Origin of the sequence: Enterococcus mundtii, assembly GCF_003957375.1 — a bacterium.
GTDB lineage: Bacteria > Bacillota > Bacilli > Lactobacillales > Enterococcaceae > Enterococcus_B > Enterococcus_B spodopteracolus.
Map to the genome: position 1 here is coordinate 911652 of NZ_CP025473.1, position 17965 is coordinate 929616.

20 protein-coding genes are annotated in these 17965 nt (G+C 39.1%); 19 read left to right on the plus strand and 1 reads right to left on the minus strand.

The window, feature by feature from the left end; all coding sequences use genetic code 11:
• Positions 1–462 precede the first annotated feature (462 nt).
• The 6 genes from CYK55_RS04650 to CYK55_RS04675 all read left to right on the plus strand — a co-directional run bounded on the left by CYK55_RS04650 (position 463) and on the right by CYK55_RS04675 (position 6198).
• Positions 463–729, plus strand: coding sequence for a phosphocarrier protein HPr (locus CYK55_RS04650; RefSeq protein ID WP_002287602.1), 267 nt, complete (start codon positions 463–465; stop codon positions 727–729).
• The gene (gene ptsP / locus CYK55_RS04655; protein ID WP_034688446.1) at positions 729–2456 is read left to right on the plus strand and encodes a phosphoenolpyruvate--protein phosphotransferase; all 1728 of its coding nucleotides are present in this window, start codon (positions 729–731) and stop codon (positions 2454–2456) included. The genes CYK55_RS04650 and ptsP overlap by 1 nt, the downstream gene beginning before the upstream one ends.
• A gap of 163 nt (positions 2457–2619) precedes the next feature.
• A complete protein-coding gene (locus CYK55_RS04660) occupies positions 2620–3660 on the plus strand; it encodes a glycosyltransferase family 4 protein (protein ID WP_034688445.1) in 1041 nt (346 codons plus the stop codon).
• A 23-nt stretch (positions 3661–3683) separates the two neighbouring features.
• Positions 3684–4907: a glycosyltransferase family 4 protein gene (locus CYK55_RS04665; RefSeq protein WP_034688444.1), complete on the plus strand. Its 1224-nt coding sequence runs from the start codon at positions 3684–3686 to the stop codon at positions 4905–4907.
• A gap of 87 nt (positions 4908–4994) precedes the next feature.
• Positions 4995–5882, plus strand: coding sequence for an NAD(P)-dependent oxidoreductase (locus CYK55_RS04670; protein ID WP_034688443.1), 888 nt, complete (start codon positions 4995–4997; stop codon positions 5880–5882).
• Positions 5883–5967: 85 nt separating this feature from the next.
• Positions 5968–6198 (plus strand): YkuJ family protein, encoded by a 231-nt coding sequence (locus CYK55_RS04675; RefSeq protein WP_010735881.1) that lies wholly within the window; start codon positions 5968–5970, stop codon positions 6196–6198.
• Positions 6199–6228: 30 nt separating this feature from the next.
• Here the strand turns inward: CYK55_RS04675 and CYK55_RS04680 are convergent, their stop codons facing one another.
• Complete coding sequence (locus CYK55_RS04680; protein WP_034688442.1) at positions 6229–7185, minus strand: GIY-YIG nuclease family protein; 957 nt, start codon at positions 7183–7185, stop codon at positions 6229–6231.
• A 310-nt stretch (positions 7186–7495) separates the two neighbouring features.
• On the opposite strand from CYK55_RS04680, the gene CYK55_RS04685 reads away from it, so the two are divergent.
• From CYK55_RS04685 to CYK55_RS04745, 13 genes are all read left to right on the plus strand, one after another.
• Positions 7496–7936, plus strand: coding sequence for a MarR family winged helix-turn-helix transcriptional regulator (locus CYK55_RS04685; RefSeq protein WP_010735879.1), 441 nt, complete (start codon positions 7496–7498; stop codon positions 7934–7936).
• Between the two features lie 9 nt (positions 7937–7945).
• Positions 7946–8908 carry a beta-ketoacyl-ACP synthase III gene (locus tag CYK55_RS04690; protein WP_034688441.1) on the plus strand — a complete coding sequence of 321 codons (963 nt, stop codon included), beginning with the start codon at positions 7946–7948 and terminating at the stop codon, positions 8906–8908.
• A 54-nt stretch (positions 8909–8962) separates the two neighbouring features.
• The gene (locus CYK55_RS04695) at positions 8963–9187 is read left to right on the plus strand and encodes an acyl carrier protein (protein WP_034688440.1); all 225 of its coding nucleotides are present in this window, start codon (positions 8963–8965) and stop codon (positions 9185–9187) included.
• A gap of 110 nt (positions 9188–9297) precedes the next feature.
• Positions 9298–10218 (plus strand): ACP S-malonyltransferase, encoded by a 921-nt coding sequence (fabD, locus tag CYK55_RS04700; RefSeq protein WP_034688542.1) that lies wholly within the window; start codon positions 9298–9300, stop codon positions 10216–10218.
• Between the two features lie 10 nt (positions 10219–10228).
• Complete coding sequence (gene fabG, locus CYK55_RS04705; RefSeq protein WP_034688439.1) at positions 10229–10966, plus strand: 3-oxoacyl-[acyl-carrier-protein] reductase; 738 nt, start codon at positions 10229–10231, stop codon at positions 10964–10966.
• A 12-nt stretch (positions 10967–10978) separates the two neighbouring features.
• Positions 10979–12214, plus strand: coding sequence for a beta-ketoacyl-ACP synthase II (fabF, locus tag CYK55_RS04710; RefSeq protein ID WP_034688437.1), 1236 nt, complete (start codon positions 10979–10981; stop codon positions 12212–12214).
• A 2-nt stretch (positions 12215–12216) separates the two neighbouring features.
• Positions 12217–12696, plus strand: a complete 480-nt coding sequence (accB, locus tag CYK55_RS04715) for an acetyl-CoA carboxylase biotin carboxyl carrier protein (RefSeq protein WP_301356783.1) — start codon at positions 12217–12219, stop codon at positions 12694–12696.
• Positions 12697–12715: 19 nt separating this feature from the next.
• On the plus strand, positions 12716–13135 hold the full coding sequence (gene fabZ, locus CYK55_RS04720; protein WP_010735872.1) for a 3-hydroxyacyl-ACP dehydratase FabZ: 420 nt from the start codon (positions 12716–12718) through the stop codon (positions 13133–13135).
• A 7-nt stretch (positions 13136–13142) separates the two neighbouring features.
• On the plus strand, positions 13143–14522 hold the full coding sequence (locus CYK55_RS04725) for an acetyl-CoA carboxylase biotin carboxylase subunit (protein ID WP_034688432.1): 1380 nt from the start codon (positions 13143–13145) through the stop codon (positions 14520–14522).
• A 1-nt stretch (position 14523) separates the two neighbouring features.
• Complete coding sequence (accD, locus tag CYK55_RS04730; protein ID WP_034688431.1) at positions 14524–15393, plus strand: acetyl-CoA carboxylase, carboxyltransferase subunit beta; 870 nt, start codon at positions 14524–14526, stop codon at positions 15391–15393.
• Positions 15386–16171, plus strand: a complete 786-nt coding sequence (locus tag CYK55_RS04735) for an acetyl-CoA carboxylase carboxyl transferase subunit alpha (protein ID WP_034688429.1) — start codon at positions 15386–15388, stop codon at positions 16169–16171. Before accD ends, CYK55_RS04735 begins: the two co-directional genes overlap by 8 nt.
• Before the next feature lie 278 nt (positions 16172–16449).
• The gene (locus CYK55_RS04740) at positions 16450–16917 is read left to right on the plus strand and encodes a hypothetical protein (protein WP_080693146.1); all 468 of its coding nucleotides are present in this window, start codon (positions 16450–16452) and stop codon (positions 16915–16917) included.
• 222 nt (positions 16918–17139) lie between these two features.
• Positions 17140–17958: a transporter substrate-binding domain-containing protein gene (locus CYK55_RS04745; RefSeq protein WP_034688428.1), complete on the plus strand. Its 819-nt coding sequence runs from the start codon at positions 17140–17142 to the stop codon at positions 17956–17958.
• The last annotated feature ends 7 nt before the right edge of the window (positions 17959–17965 follow it).

Consider the following 17965-nt stretch of genomic DNA (forward strand, 5'->3'; position numbering starts at 1 on the left):
ATCAACAAACCTTATAAAAGTCATACCTCGTTGACCATTACTGACCATTTAATTTTATTATACTAATTTTTTGAATTGACGCAAGCAATTGGTTCTTTTGTTCATACAATGTGACAAACCATTTGGGTAAGAACCTTAAGTTGTCGACGAATTTGTAGGGGATCTAGCTGAAATTTCAAGAATCGTTCAATTACTCGACAAACAATGATTGGTCAAACGATTCATGAGATATAAAAAAACATGCAATTTATTAAAACAGGAATAATCGTCACTATGCATGAAACACTTCTACAGAATACTTTATTGGATTTTCTCTCAATTTAAATGAAAACTGTTGTATCTAAGGAAAAAAAATGGTAATCTTTACAGATGAAAGGGTTCATCTGATTAGTTCTATCATGGATTGCTAAAAAAGAAAACCCTCACATAAAAACAACACTCACTTAAAGGAGACCGATTAATATGGAAAAGAAAGAATTTCACGTAGTAGCAGAAACTGGGATCCACGCACGTCCAGCTACTCTATTAGTACAAACAGCAAGCAAATTTAACTCTGATGTAAACTTAGAGTATAAAGGTAAATCAGTAAACTTAAAATCTATCATGGGCGTTATGTCTTTAGGTGTAGGTCAAGGTTCTGACGTTACTATCACTGCTGAAGGTGCTGACGAAGCTGATGCTATGGCAGCTATCGTTGAAACAATGAAGAAAGAAGGCTTATCTGAATAATGGTTGAAATGCTAAAAGGGATCGCCGCTAGTGACGGAGTAGCCGTTGCAAAAGCTTACCTGCTAGTTCAACCGGATTTATCATTCAGTAAGACGACAGTTGAGGATACTTCAGCTGAAGAAGCTCGCTTAGATGATGCTTTAGCAAAATCAACTGAAGAATTACAACAAATTCGTGAAAAAGCAGCGCAAAGCTTAGGTGAAGCAGAAGCGCAAGTATTTGACGCACATTTAATGGTTCTTTCAGATCCTGAAATGATAGGTCAAATCAAACAAAACATCAAAGATAACAGTGTAAATGCTGAATCAGCTCTTAAAGAAGTAACGGATATGTATATCGGGATGTTCGAAGCAATGGAAGATAATGCTTACATGCAAGAACGTGCAGCAGATATTCGTGACGTTGCAAAACGTATTTTAGCACATCTTCTAGGTGTGACTCTACCAAACCCTTCAATGATCAATGAAGAAGTTGTTGTCGTAGCGCATGATTTGACGCCAAGTGACACTGCTCAATTAGATCGTAACTTCGTAAAAGCTTTTGTAACAGATATCGGTGGACGTACATCGCATTCTGCAATCATGGCTCGTTCTCTTGAAATTCCAGCAATCGTTGGAACAAAAGAAATCACTGCGAAGGTCAAAGAAGGCGTAATGTTAGCTGTTAATGGGATCGAAGGCGATGTAGTCATTGAGCCAACAGCAGAACAAAAAGCCGAATTTGAAAAAATCGGCGCAGATTATGCTGCACAAAAAGCAGAATGGGAAAAACTGAAACATGCTGAGACAGTGACTGCCGATGGCAAACACTTTGAATTAGCAGCCAACATTGGTACACCTAAAGATTTAGTCGGTGTACACAACAATGGTGGTGAAGCAGTTGGACTTTATCGTACAGAATTCCTTTATATGGATTCACCAGATTTTCCTACTGAAGAAGATCAATATGTTGCTTATAAAGCAGTATTGGAAGGAATGGAAGGAAAACCTGTCGTTGTTCGTACAATGGATATCGGTGGAGATAAAGAATTACCATACTTGCAATTGCCGCATGAAATGAATCCTTTCTTAGGATACCGTGCATTACGTATCAGCTTATCAGAACAAGGTGACGATATGTTCCGTACGCAAATGCGTGCGTTATTACGTGCCTCTGTACATGGAAACTTGCGTATCATGTTCCCAATGGTTGCTACACTAAAAGAATTCCGTAGTGCAAAAGCAATCTTTGAAGAAGAAAAACAAAAATTAGTAAATGAAGGCATTGAAGTCTCTGATTCGATCCAAGTAGGGATTATGATCGAGATTCCAGCTGCAGCCGTTATTGCGGACAAATTTGCTAAAGAAGTAGACTTCTTCTCAGTAGGAACAAACGACTTGATCCAATACACAATGGCAGCTGACCGTATGAACGAACGTGTTTCTTACTTGTACCAACCATACAACCCATCAATTCTACGTTTGATCAAAAACGTCATTGATGCAGCACATGCTGAAGGTAAATGGGCTGGTATGTGTGGAGAAATGGCCGGCGATCAAATGGCTGTTCCTTTACTAGTAGGTATGGGATTAGATGAGTTCTCAATGAGTGCAACATCGATCTTAAAAACACGTAGCTTGATGAAACGTTTAGATACAAGCAAAATGGCTGAACTAGCGGATCGTGCCCTAAACGAGTGCGACACAATGGAAGAAGTCGTAGAACTTGTGAATGAATATCTAGCTTGATTTTTGGAACAGGCACAGTATTTTGCTGTGCCTGTTTTTTTGTCTTCTTGCAATAATAAATAAAATTCTGTCCAAACTTACAAGTTTGTTGGGAAAAAATCGGACTTAAGGTTGAGTGACAGCTTTCACGCTGTGTTATAATATAAGAGTGAGGGGAACGTAGATGAAGGTATTATTATATTTTGAAAGTGAGAAGATACTTTCTAAGTCCGGCATTGGTCGTGCACTTGATCATCAAAAGCGTGCGCTTAAAGATGTAGGGATCTCCTATACTTTAGATAGTAAGGAAGACTATGATATTTTGCACATCAATACATATGGTATCAATAGTCATAACATGGTCAACAAAGCGCGTAAAAACGGTAAAAAAATTATTTATCATGCGCATTCAACGGAGGAAGATTTTCGAAATTCCTTTATCGGTTCGAATCAATTAGCACCATTTGTAAAAAAATATTTAGTCGGATTGTATGAAAAGGCAGATTACTTGATTACACCAACCCCATATTCAAAAAAATTATTACAAAGTTATGGCATCGATTTACCAATTCAATCGATTTCCAATGGGATCGATTTGGAAAAGTACCAACCAGACCCTGTCAAAGAACAAAAATTCAGGGAGTATTTCAAACTTTCACCTGATCAAAAAGTGATTATTTGTGTAGGACTGTTTTTTGCAAGAAAAGGAATCATTGATTTTGTTGAAATAGCCAAACAATTACCGGAATATACATTCATCTGGTTTGGTCATGTGCCGATGTATTCGATCCCAAGTAATATCCGAAAAATCGTGAAAGAAGATCATCCCGATAATGTCATTTTTCCAGGTTATATTCGAGGAGAGATCATCGAAGGAGCATACTCAGGAGCGGATCTGTTCTTTTTCCCTTCTTATGAAGAAACGGAAGGTATTGTCGTACTGGAAGCTTTAGCAAGTAAACAAAATGTGTTAGTACGTGATATTCCAGTCTATGATGATTGGCTTGAAGATCAAAAAAATTGTTATATGGGGAGAAACAATGAAGAGTTTTCAAAACTCATTCAAAAAATCATTCAACATGAAGTACCTAGTTTAGTTGAATCTGGCTATCAAACGGCTGAAGAACGAAGTATCAAAAGAATTGGTGAACAACTTCAATCCGTTTATCAACAAGTGCTAAAGGCATCCGATTCTTCAGATGAACAAATGCAAGAATCAAAATAAAGGTTGTTTGGAGGCGAAAAAAGATGAAAATCGGCTTTTTTACCGATACCTATTTTCCACAGGTAAGTGGTGTAGCTACATCTATCAAGACATTAAAAGAAGAACTCGAAAAAATGGGACATGACGTTTATATATTTACGACAACAGATCCCAATGCAGACAAGTTAGAAAAAGATGTAATTCGTATGCCCAGTGTTCCTTTTGTATCATTCAAAGAACGTCGAGTAGTGGTACGAGGAATGTGGTACGCCTATTTAGTGGCAAAAGAATTAGAATTAGATCTTATCCATACTCACACTGAGTTTGGAGCGGGTGTTCTTGGCAAGATGGTCGCAAAAAAATTAAAGATCCCATCGATCCATACGTATCACACGATGTATGAAGATTACCTTCATTATATTGCAAAAGGGAAAGTGATTCGACAATCCCATGTCAAATACTTATCTCGTCTATTTGTGAACCATACGACAGGTGTGGTTTGCCCAAGTGAGCGTGTGATCGAAACACTGCGAAGCTATGGGGTGACAGCGCCATTACGAGTGATACCAACAGGGATCGATATCGAAAAATTCAAACGTCCAGAAATCACACAAGAACAAATCAACGAATTACGGACCTCATTAGGAGTAAAAGAAAACGGCTTGATGATTTTATCTTTAAGTCGGATCTCTTACGAAAAAAATATCCAAGCGTTGATCCAAGGGTTTCCGGAAGTCATCAAACACTATCCAGATGCACGACTAGTCATAGTCGGAAACGGACCTTATGTTGAGCAACTAAAAGAACTGATCACGTCACTGGATTTAGCTGATGCGGTTCAATTTACTGGGGAAGTCGATAACAATGACGTCGCGTTCTATTATCGTGCGGCTGATTATTTTGTGTGTGCTTCGACATCAGAAACACAAGGATTGACGTATACAGAAGCAATGGCGGCTGGTACACCATGTGTAGTTGAAGGAAATGATTATTTGAATCGTTTATTTGATCATGCTTCCCTTGGTCGAACATTTGAACGAGATGAAGACTTTGCATCTGCACTTATTGATTATATCGAAAGCAAAGTTGAAAAAAATCCAGAAGTGTTTGAAAAGAAACTTTACGAAATCTCTGCTACTCATTTTGGTCAATCAATGATCGAATTTTATGAAGATATGCTTGTGTATTACAAAGAAGAGATGCGTAAAAAAGAAGAAGAAGCATCCATCGAACGGATTAAAATTAAATTAAATTCTTTCAAAAGATAAAAAAACAGTGAATAATCCTAAAAAAATCCTTGTTTCTAGCGTATACTAGCATAGAAACAAGGATTTTATCGTTTAGGAGGGCAAAAGATGAAAATTGGTTTTATCGGTACAGGAGTTATGGGAAGCGCGATTGTTCGTCATTTACAAAAAGCTGGCCACGAACTGACTGTTTATAATCGTACGAAAGCAAAAGCTGCGCCACTTATGGAAGAAGGGGCAGTATGGGCAGATAGTCCACAAGAAGTAGCTGAGATGAGCCAAGTTATCTTTACAATGGTCGGCTATCCTCAAGATGTGGAAGAAATCTATTATGGTGAGAAAGGCATTTTCAAAGCAGGTATAATTGGAAAAACAGTCATAGATTTAACGACAAGTACGCCAACACTTGCTGAAAAAATTGCAGCAAGCGCACAAGAGCTTGGAGCGGATGCCTTAGATGCCCCTGTCTCAGGGGGCGATCTAGGAGCAAAAAATGGCACCTTAACGATCATGGTGGGTGGAAAAGAGAATGTCTACGAGCAAGTATTACCACTATTTCGCGAGTTTGGAACAACATTTACGTTACATGGTTCAGCTGGAAAAGGACAACATACAAAAATGGCAAACCAAATCATGATTGCCGGAACAATGACTGGCATGACAGAGATGCTTGTTTATGCACAGAAAGCTGACTTAGACTTAGAAAAAGTGATTGCCACGCTTTCAGGCGGCAGTGCGGCAAACTGGTCATTAAGTAATTATGCACCTCGTATATTACAAGAGAACTATACACCAGGTTTTTTTGTCAAACATTTTATCAAAGATTTGAAGATTGCTTTAGCCGAAGCAGAAAAAGTAGGGTTGGACTTACCAGCGACCAAAGAAGCCCGAAACCTGTATGAAAAGTTAGCAGAAAAGGGTTTTGAGAACGATGGAACACAAGCATTGATCAAGCTTTGGTGGGCAGATGGCAGACAGCCGAAAAAAAAATCCTAAAAAACTAGTTTTTTTGGAGAAAATCAATGCAAGTCGACGATGCTTTTGATACAATATAACAGAACTAAGAAAAGGAGGACCTCCGATGGCACATTCACAATTAGTCGCAATCATTAAACGACTGGAGGCTATGGTCGAATCAGCAGACAATGAGCTGCAAGTTCGTCGCTTTGAAAAAGAGGGCGTAGAAAAATGCACCGTAACTTATGATAAAGCGACAGAAACATTTGAACTAACTGAAACAGACACACATCAACAATACGAATTCGACAATATCGATATCGTTGCGATGGAGATCTATGATTTGATTCAATAAGATTTCGAGCTAGCTAAAAGAGCCTGGGATTCAACCAATGCGTTGGATTCCAGACTCTTTTTTTGATTCCTGTTCGTCTTTTGCCAGTTTACGTTGGTAGCTGATCAAGATTTGAACAGGATCGATTTCTTCTTGAGACAGTTGTCGCTTGAGTGATAACCTATTGTCTTTCTCATAATAGAAATGAGGCGTTTTTCCAGGTTCTGTGATCGTTGTATCAGCCACTTGACCGTAGGAAATCAAGAAATGTTTGATCTTGGTCTCATCGCTAGCTAACGGCATGCTCAATGTGATTCTCGGTGTACGTAAAAATTTTTTTTGTTCTTGTATCCGTCCAGTAAAGTACGTGATCAATTCGATATCTCGCTGTAGAATAGCCGCCTTCTCAAAATTAAGCTGATTAATAAAATGTAATTGTCGTTTTTTTAAATAGCCTAACAATTTCTTGTTTCTTCCTTGCAATAGACCTTGGATCTCTTTCTTTTTTTGGTCAAAGCTCAATACCTTCATTTCAGGAAGTTGAACTTGTAACGCCAAATGACTGATTTCAGAAAGCCAAGGCATTTGATAGTTCTCTTCGATGATTCGAAGGATACTAGGCATTTTTTTATAAAGACGAAAAGGGCCATAAGTTCTTGCGGTAGGAATATTCGTGAGAAAAAGACCATCGGATTGAATATGTAAATAGTTATAGTTGTCAAAATAATTCATCCGACGATTGTAGATAGGGCGATAGTGTTGGATCAATTGACACTCTAATAATAAGGCATCTAGTTCAGTATCAACGACAATGATCTCAAAATCCGCAATCGAACGAACTAAGCGCAAGACTTTTTTCGAGTGTTGTTTATTTTGATGAAAATACGTACTTACGCGATTTTTTAAATTTTTAGCTTTACCCACATAAATAATTTTTCCATCGCTATTTTTCATCAAGTAAACACCAGGTAATAAAGGCAGGTTTTTTACTTTCTCTTTTAAGTGCATAAGCGCTCCCCTAATTGAATTTGAACTAAAAAAGATTATAACAGATTTAAAAAAATGAACAATAAAAGGGATTATATTTTATAAATAATTTATAGAGATACTTTGATAATCAAAATATTTTTTTATTCTTTTATTTTAATTTTTAGAGGTTAAAAGGTTGATATTAAAGCATTTTCCCATAAATTTAAAATTAAAAAAAATTAATAATGCAAAAAAATCTAGTTAAAAGGTTGCATTTTGAAAAAAGTTAAGATATAGTTTGAACATCAAAAGATTTGATAATCAAACTAATTTTAGTGGATGGTGGAACATGGAACCTGATTTTAATACAGTAAATGATTATCTCGTTAGTGTCTTCAATGATATTTTGACGATCGAAGAATCCGAATTAAAAAAGTCACAATTCAAAGATCTGTCGATTACAGAGATGCATACGATCGAGGCAATCGGTATGTACAAGAAAAAGACAACTTCAGAAGTAGCCAAAGAACTGTCGATTACTGTTGGGACCTTGACCACTGCTATCAACAAGTTAGTTAGGAAAGGCTATGTTGAGCGTATCCGTAGTGAAGACGACCGACGAGTGGTGAAGCTGGGGTTGACCAAAAAAGGTAAGTTACTTTACCGCGTGCATCAGCATTTCCATCGTGAAATGGTCAAAAACATTATGGATGGTATGGCTACCGACGAACAACAAGCTTTGCTGTCTGCATTGAAAAACTTGCATGATTTCTTGCGAGATTACAAGTGAGGAAGTTTAATGGAACAATTTGGAACGATCACAGCAACGGCAAGTGTCTTACCGGAAAAAATCATCACAAACGATGATCTCTCAAAAATGATGGATACTTCGGATGAATGGATTTCATCTCGTACAGGAATCAAAGAGAGACATTGTGTGACCGAGCAGGAGACTTCCGATTTGTGTTACCTCGTTGCCGAAAAATTACTAAAGAAAAAAACACTCGATCCAAAGGAACTCGATTTTATTATCGTTGCTACGATGTCGCCTGATTATACATCGCCTTCTGTAGCAACTTTAGTTCAAGGAAGGATCGGCGCAACCAAAGCAATCGCCTTTGATATCAGCGCTGCGTGTTCAGGATTTGTTTATGCTTTGAGTGTTGCAGAAAAACTGATTCGCTGTGGATCAATGAAAGGTTTAGTAATTGGTGGCGAAACATTATCTAAACTGATCGATTGGACGGATCGTTCAACCGCTGTCTTGTTTGGTGATGGTGCTGGTGGGATTTTGTTAGAAGCTGGCTCAGATCAAAAATTATTGAGAGAATCGCTAGCGGCAGATGGTTCGCGTGCGCAATCTCTTACTTCTGGCTATCAACCAAATCAATCGCCTTTATACACGAAAGATTCAGAAGGTTCTTACTATTTAAAAATGGTTGGACGGGATATTTTTGACTTTGCTGTAAGAGATGTCGCGCTGAACATCAAGGAACTCATTCAAGACACACCTGTTGATTATCTGCTTTTGCATCAAGCAAACTTACGAATCATTGAAAAGATTGCTCGCAAGGTAAAAATTCCCCAGGAGCAATTTCTAACGAACATGGATAAATATGGCAATACTTCCGCAGCAAGCATCCCGATTCTTTTAGATGAAGCGATAGAAAGCGGAAAAATCACCTTAGGTCAAAAACAAAAAGTGGTATTTACAGGTTATGGTGGAGGATTGACATGGGGAAGTATCCTCATGGAACTATAAACTGATAAAAATAAAAAATATAAAATAAAGAAACAATATCGGAGGAATTATCATATGGTATTCGAAAAAATTCAAGAAATCATTGCGGAAGAATTAGGGAAAGACGCAGAAGAAATCAAATTAACGACAAACATCCAAGAAGACCTTGAAGCTGATAGCTTGGATTTATTCCAAATCATCAACGAGATCGAAGATGAATTTGATGTAAAAATCGAAACAGAAGACGGCATCAAAACAGTTCAAGATTTAGTCACTTATGTTGAAAAACAAACTGCATAATCATCAAGATTAGGTTGGGGGCTGGGACATTTTCCGAAAAAAGGAATGTCTTAGCCTTTTTTTAAATGAAACAAAAAGCTATCTATCCTGAATATAAATTGGAGATTATGATGAAAACAGCATTTTTATTTAGCGGACAAGGTGCACAATATCAAGGAATGGGTCAAGACCTCTACCATGAACCCATCGTGAAACAGACTTTTGATGAAGCTAGTCAGATCTTGGGCTATGATATGGCGGAGCTTTGTTTTTCAACAAATGAACGTTTGGATCAAACGATCTATACGCAGCCAGCTATTTTAACTGTCAGCATTGCGTTCTATCGTTTGCTGAAAGAACATGGAATCACTCCTCAAGCCGTTTTAGGGCTTAGTTTAGGTGAGTATTCTGCTTTAGTGGCCAGTGGTGCGCTCTCCTTTAGAGAAGCGGTAGCATTGGTCGAAAAAAGAGGCACGTTTATGACAGACGCTGCACCTAACGGTAGTGGGAAAATGGTAGCTGTGATGAATGCACCGGTAGATGTCATCGAGAGCTGTTGTAAGCAGGCAGAAGAAGCGGGGATCGTTTCCCCTGCAAATTACAATACACCTCAGCAAATCGTCATCGGAGGCGAAGAAAAAGCAGTGGATCAAGCGGTGGCACTGTTACAAGAACAAGGGATCAAAAGAATGATCCCACTCAATGTAAGTGGCCCTTTCCATACAGCAATCTTAGAACCTGCTGCTAGACAATTAGCGGAAGAACTAAGCAACATCGTTTTTTCAGAGCCTGAAATACCTGTGATCAGCAATACCACGACAGAACTCATGACGAAAGAAAGAATCCCAGGTTTACTTGAAAAACAAGTGATGAAACCCGTTCGTTTTTACGAAAGTATCGAAAAACTTAAAGATTTAGGGATCGATCAAGTGGTCGAAGTCGGACCCGGTAAAGTATTAAGTGGCTTTATGAAAAAAATCGACAAGTCGATCGCCGTCGCACGTGTGGAGAATCAACAAACATTTGAAGAAACAATCAATCGATTGTCATAGGAGGCAAGTTATGGACGTAACTGGAAAAAATGTATTTATTACAGGTAGTACGCGAGGAATTGGTGAAGCAATCGCTTTAGCCTTTGCCAAAGCAGGCGCAAACATCTTCTTAAATGGTCGTGGAGAGATCCCAGCCGAAAAAATCAATGCGATCAAAGCGTATGGGGTTGAATGCATAGGGATCTCAGGTGATATCTCCGATTATGATAAAGCAGGAGAGATGATCAAAGAAGCAGAACAGCAGCTCGGTTCTGTCGATATTTTGGTCAATAATGCGGGAGTTACGAATGATAAACTTGTCTTACGTATGGATGCAGATGATTTCAAAAAATGTTTGGATATCAATCTAACAGGAACGTTCAATATGACACAGCATGTGTTAAAGAAAATGATGAAAAAAAGAGAAGGCGCAATCATCAATCTTTCAAGTGTTTCAGGATTGATCGGTAACTTGGGTCAAGCCAATTATGCGGCAAGTAAAGCAGGGGTTGTCGGTTTTACTAAATCTGTTGCAAGAGAAGTTGCCACACGAGGAATCACATGTAATGTGATTGCTCCGGGGTTTGTCACTACAGATATGACAGATGTATTATCCGAAAAAGTAAGAGAACAAGCAGAAAAACAAATTCCAATGCAACGTTTCGGCCAAGTGGAAGATATTGCGGAAGCCGCATTGTTTTTAGCGAAAAGTTCGTATATCACAGGTCAAGTCATCAATGTTGACGGCGGATTGGTCATGCACGGATAGGGAGGAAAATTTATGAATCGAGTAGTAATTACAGGTTATGGAGTCACTTCACCGATAGGTAATGATGCAGATAGTTTTTTAGCTAGTTTAAAGGCAGGGACAAATGGCATTGCACCGATCACAAAATTTGATGCAACAGACACGGGAATCACATTAGCAGGTGAAGTAAAAGACTTTCCTTTTGATAAATACTTTGTAAAAAAAGATAGCAAACGTATGGATATGTTTTCGATCTATGGCATTTATGCTGCAATGGAAGCCTTGACGATGAGTGGGATCGAAAAAGAAACGATCAATCAAGATCGTTTTGGCGTTATCGTTGGCTCTGGGATTGGTGGGTTACCAACGATCGAAAGCCAAGTCATCCGCATGCACGACAAAGGAGCCAATCGTGTATCACCAATGTTTGTTCCAATGTCGATCGCCAATATGGCAGCTGGTAATATTGCGTTGCGTGTAGGGGCGAAAGGGATTTGTACGTCGATCGTGACCGCTTGTGCCAGTGGAACGAATGCGATTGGTGAAGCATTCCGCAACATCAAACATGGTTATTCCGATATCATCCTTGCAGGTGGAACAGAAGCAACAATCTGTGAAATGGGGATCGCTGGATTTGCGGCATTGACTGCTTTGTCAACATCGACAGATCCTGAACGTGGATCGATGCCATTTGATGAAGACCGTAATGGTTTTGTCATGGGTGAAGGGGCAGGAGTATTAGTTCTTGAATCACTGGAACATGCACAAGCTCGTGGCGCAAAAATCTTTGGTGAAGTTGTGGGTTACGGCTCAAATTGTGATGCTTACCATATGACAGCACCAACACCAGATGGTTCTGGGGCGTCAAAAGCAATGAAATTGGCGATGGAAGAAGCGGGTATCGATGCAAAAGAAGTGGGCTATATCAACGCACATGGAACAAGTACACCTGCAAACGATCAAGCAGAAGCTAAAGCGATCCAAATCGCATTAGGAGACTCTTTCAAAGAAACCTATGTCAGCAGTACGAAATCAATGACTGGACATTTATTAGGTGCTGCAGGTGGGATTGAGGCGCTTGCCACTTTGATGGCGTTAGAGCATCAGTTTATTCCACCGAACATCAATGTTGAAAAACAAGATCCTGAAATCGATCTGAACGTTGTGATCAATGAAAGTAAACCAGCTGAACTGTCTTATGCCATGAGTAATTCACTAGGATTTGGTGGACATAATGCTGTACTATGTATGAAACGCTGGGAGGAATAATGTTGAAGATCAATGAAATCAAAGAATTAGTCAGTCAATTTGATCAGTCAACTTTAACAGAATTTGACTTGAAAGACGGACAATTTGAATTATATATGAATAAAAATGAAATGAGTCGGGGAATGGGACAAACAGTACCAACAACGAGTGCTTCTGAACTACAACCTCAACAAGTTGTACCGACTTTACCAAAAGAAGAAAGCCACTCTGTACAACCAGAAGCAGTTGCGCCGACAATTGATGGGACTGAAGTGAAATCACCAATCGTTGGAATCGTCTATCTACAACCATCTCCTGACAAGCCAGCATTCAAGAAAGTAGGAGACAAAGTCGCTAAGGGTGAAGTGATCTGTATCATTGAAGCAATGAAATTGATGAACGAAGTAACTAGTGATGTCGATGGTGAGATCGTTGCGATCTTGATCGACAATGAAGAAGTCGTAGAATACGGACAACCACTCTTTATCATCCAACCAAATTAAGCCAAGGAGAACCAGACCTATGAATATACAAGAAATCAAAGAAATCATCCCTCATCGCTATCCGCTGTTGCTGATTGATCGAGTGGAAGAAATCGTCGAAGGCGAACGGATCGTTGCTAAAAAAAATGTGACGATCAATGAACCTTTTTTCCAAGGACATTTTCCAGAAGAACCTGTGATGCCGGGGGTATTGATCGTAGAAGCGATGGCCCAAGCAGGAGCAGTAGCTCTATTATCATTGGAACAGTTCAAAGGAAAAACTGCTTACTTTGGCGGATTAGATAAAGCGAAGTTTCGTAAAAAAGTGACTCCTGGAGATACGTTGATATTAGAAGTGGAAATTACTAAAATCAAGTCTTCTGCAGGAATAGGCAAAGGAATTGCAAAAGTGGACGGCAAAAAAGTTGCTGAAGCTGAATTAACCTTTATGATTGGATAGGTGAGTTATGTTTTCAAAAGTCTTGATAGCAAATCGCGGCGAAATAGCCGTACGGATCATTCGTGCCTGCCGTGAGCTTGGAATCCAAACCGTTGCGGTCTATTCTGAAGCGGATGCGGAGGCATTACACACACAATTAGCAGACGAAGCCGTCTGCATCGGTCCTGCAAGAGCAACAGATTCCTATTTGAATGTACAAGCAGTTCTAAGTGCAGCCATCGTTACAAAAGCAGAAGCAATCCATCCTGGATTTGGATTCTTATCTGAGAACAGTCGATTTGCTTCGATGTGTGAAGAATGTAATATCGTCTTTATTGGTCCTAAAAGTAGAACGATCGATGATATGGGGAATAAAATCAACGCACGTCAGTTGATGCAACAAGCAGATGTTCCTGTGATCCCAGGTAGTGATGGTGTGCTATCGACTGTTGAAGAAGCACTGGAAGTGGCAGAAAAAATTGGCTATCCAGTGATGCTCAAAGCCGCCGCTGGTGGTGGCGGTAAAGGAATCCGCAAAGTCTTGTCAAAAGAAGAATTACCACAACATTTTTCATCCGCCCAACAAGAGGCAGCAGCTGCTTTTGGTAACGATGATATGTATTTGGAAAAAATCATTTATCCTGCAAGACATATTGAAGTGCAAATATTAGGTGATCAATTTGGTCATGTTCTGCATCTAGGTGAACGTGATTGTTCCTTACAAAGAAATAATCAAAAAGTCTTAGAAGAATCACCATCTGTTGTGATCTCTGAGGAAAAACGAAATCACTTGGGTGCAGCAGCTGTCAGAGCAGCAAAGGCAGTGAACTATGAAAATGCAGGAACGATCGAATTTTTAATGGATGAATCCGGTGATTTTTATTTTATGGAAATGAACACCCGCATCCAAGTCGAGCATCCAGTAACAGAAATGGTCACAAATATCGATCTTGTCAAAAAACAAATCGAGGTTGCGGCCGGACGACCACTAGAGATCCAACAAGAAGATATCATTTTCCAAGGTCATGCGATCGAATGCCGGATCAACGCAGAAAATCCAGCATTTCATTTCGCTCCTTCACCAGGTAAAATCAAGAATTTGTTGCTACCAGCTGGTGGTATGGGATTAAGAGTCGATAGTGCGGTTTATTCAGGTTACACGATTCCACCTTATTATGATTCAATGATTGCTAAGGTCATCGTACATGGCGATACACGTTTCGATGCGTTGATGAAAATGCAACGGGCATTGAGCGAGATCGTGACAGATGGCGTGATCACGAATGCTGAATTCCAAATGGATCTGATCAGTCACCCTGCAGTGATTGCTGGTGATTACAGTACCGCATTCTTACAAGAAGAGTTTTTACCAAACTGGATTCCCGAGACGGAGATAGGAGACGAATAAGATGGCTTTATTCAAAAAGAAAAAATACATTCGAATCAATCCTAATCGAGAAATCAAGCCAACGAATGCACCATCGGTCCCTGACAATATGTGGGCGAAATGCCCAAATTGTAAACATATCATCTACACAAAAGATATCGGGGAAGAAAAAGTATGTCCACACTGTAGTTATAACTTTAGGATCGGCGCATGGCAGCGATTAGCGTTGATCATTGATGAGAAAAGTTTAGAGGAATGGGATACGGATCTTGTCACAAAAGATCCCCTTGATTTTCCTGAGTATCAAGAAAAGATTAGCAAGATGCAAGAAAAGACTGGCTTACATGAAGCAGTTCTGACAGGTCAAGCGACTATTAAAGGCATTCCTTTTGCTATCGGTGTCATGGACCCTAATTTTATTATGGGAAGTATGGGGACGATCGTAGGGGAAAAGATCACTCGCTTGTTTGAACGTGCGGCGAGTAAAAAATTACCCGTTGTATTGTTCACTGCTTCAGGGGGCGCCCGGATGCAAGAAGGAATTTTCTCTCTCATGCAAATGGCCAAAATCTCCGCAGCGGTCAAACGTCATAGCAATAAACAACTATTTTATTTGACTGTCTTGACAGATCCGACGACCGGTGGTGTTACCGCCAGCTTTGCGATGGAAGGGGATATCATCTTAGCTGAACCGCAAAGTTTGATTGGCTTTGCCGGCCGCCGAGTGATTGAACAAACAATCAAACAAGAGCTACCAGAAGATTTCCAAAAAGCAGAATTTTTACTGGAACATGGCTTTGTGGATCAAATCGTTCCACGAAAAGAACTCAAGGATACGATCCATCAATTACTAGAATTGCATACGCAGAAAGGATGGATCAACCATGAATAAAACTGCTCATGATATCGTCCAACTGGCGCGAGCAAAAGATCGTTGGACAAGTCTTGATTTTTTTGAAACGATTTTTGAAGGCTTCCAAGAATTTCATGGTGATCGCTTATTTGGTGACGATGAAGCGATTGTCGGAGGTGTGGCAAAACTAGCAGGAAAACCTGTGACCGTCATTGGTATCCAAAAAGGTCGTGACTTACAAGAAAATATTCGCCGGAATTTTGGTTCTCCTCATCCGGAAGGTTATCGTAAAGCACTGCGTTTAATGAAACAAGCAGAAAAATTCAACCGTCCGGTCATTACGTTGATCAACACTGCAGGTGCTTATTGTGGAATTGGTGCAGAAGAACGTGGCGAAGGGGAAGCGATTGCCCGTAATCTATTAGAAATGTCGGATTTAAAGGTACCAATCATCAGTATCATTATTGGTGAAGGCGGTAGTGGCGGGGCATTAGCCTTGGCATTGGCTGATGAAGTCTGGATGTTAGAACAAACGATCTATGCTGTTTTATCACCAGAAGGCTTTGCTTCGATTCTTTGGAAAGACGGCAGTCGGGCAGCCGAAGCCGCTGAATTGATGAAAGTCGCTGCTGGTGAATTATTAGAGTTAGACGTCATCGATCGAGTGATCCCCGAAACATTCAATGGAGAGCCTTTAGGCAAGGGAAAAGTTGCGCGTATGATGCAAAAAGCATTGATCGAAAAACTGAACGAACTCTGTCTGAAACCAACCGAAGAATTAATTGAACAACGCTACCAACGTTTTCGTAAATATTAAAGGTATTGCGTCATATACAGACGTCGCTTATGTAAATGAAAAACTGTAGAGGGATTCCTCTATAGTTTTTTTGTGTATGAACAAATAGGTCAATGGCTAATAGATGATGGTTGCTTGTGTGTCAATAAATCATGAAAAGTATTGATTATTGTCGATACAGAATTCATGTAAAAATAGTATTCTAAAACATAATTTTGTTATTTTTAATTTATATGATATCTTTGTTCAAAAAGAGTTGATGCAGTGTTGGGAAAATTGTTGAATGTTCTTTTTATGGTGTGTTATTTACGGTAACGCTATTTTTGACTGGCTGTTCTAAAGCGGATGATCATCAATTAGAAAATGCCGAGATCGTTCAACTAACGAATACTGGGGCGATACAAAATAGAGGTAGTTATACTCTTAAAGAGGGTAATTTAGAAATCATGAAAGAAATCCAACTGGCACAAAACCTAGATCAAGTCCGATCTAATCTAAAACTCTCAAGCAGTGAAGAACAAGAAATCAAAAGTTTGCTGACACCTGATTTTACAACCGAAGAACAAGAATTAAAAACGGCTGAACTTTTTCAAACGTTTGTTAAAGAAATCAAACATGTAACAGTCGAAGTAAATCAGAAGAAAACAACAACATTAGTCGGAAAGGATTATCGAAAAGAATTTTCTGGGGTAGGTGAAGTGGGAATCGTTTATCTAACTCACATAAGATTGAATATAGTTTTGTGTCAGGAAATGAGGAATAGTTGATTAAAGAAATAAACTGAATAGAGAATGATATAAGCTGAGACCTAGTACTCGGCTTTTTTTCATTACCTGTAGCGAAATAATAAAATAAATATTCTTAATTCGTCATTATTATTCATTTTTAAAGTATAAAAGCGAAATAAAATAAATAAATATACAAAAAATAGTTTATTTTTGAAATTTTCATGCTATAATGACAGAACAAAATGAATAAGGGGCGAGACAATGAAAAAGATTTCAGGAATTATTTTGTTTTTAGTTACAACATTCGCATTAGGAGCTTGTGGCAATGGGGATGCAGCAGAATCAAACGATCAATTGGCAGAGATCAAGGAAAGTGGTGTATTGAAAGTAGCAACATCTGCTGACTATGCGCCGTTTGAATTTCATACGATCGTCGATGGGAAAGATCAAATCGTCGGATCAGACATTGATTTAGCAAAGGCTATTGCAGATGAACTTGGTGTGAAACTGGAGCTTTCAGATATGAGTTTCAATACAGTGTTAGCCTCTTTAAAAGAAGGGAAAGTCGATGTAGCGATTTCAGCGATTTCAGCGACCGCAGAACGGAAAGAACAATTTGATTTCACCGATAACTATTACAATCCGCCACAAGTTCTTGTGATCAACAAAAAAGACCAAGGGACATTAACAAGCATTGATCACTTGGCAGGTAAAAGCTTAGGGGCGCAAAAAGGCTCGATCCAAGAAGCAGTGATCAACGAACAAATCCAAGAAGCTAAAGTAGTCACGATCGATAAGGTGCCAAATATGGTGATTGAGATCAATCAAGGTTCACTTGATGGCATGGTCGTTGAACAAACGATTGCCGAAGCATATATCGCTCAAAATCCCAACTTGATGATTGCAGATATTCCTTTGGAACAATCAGATGATGAAGCTTTTGCTATTGCCTTACCAAAAGGGAGTACAGAATTACAAGAAGAGTTGAATAAAATTATCAAAAAACTAAGTGATGAGGGAAAAATCAATGAATTCATCAAAAAAAATCATGAACTAGCTGAACAAACAGCGAAAGAATAGAGGGACG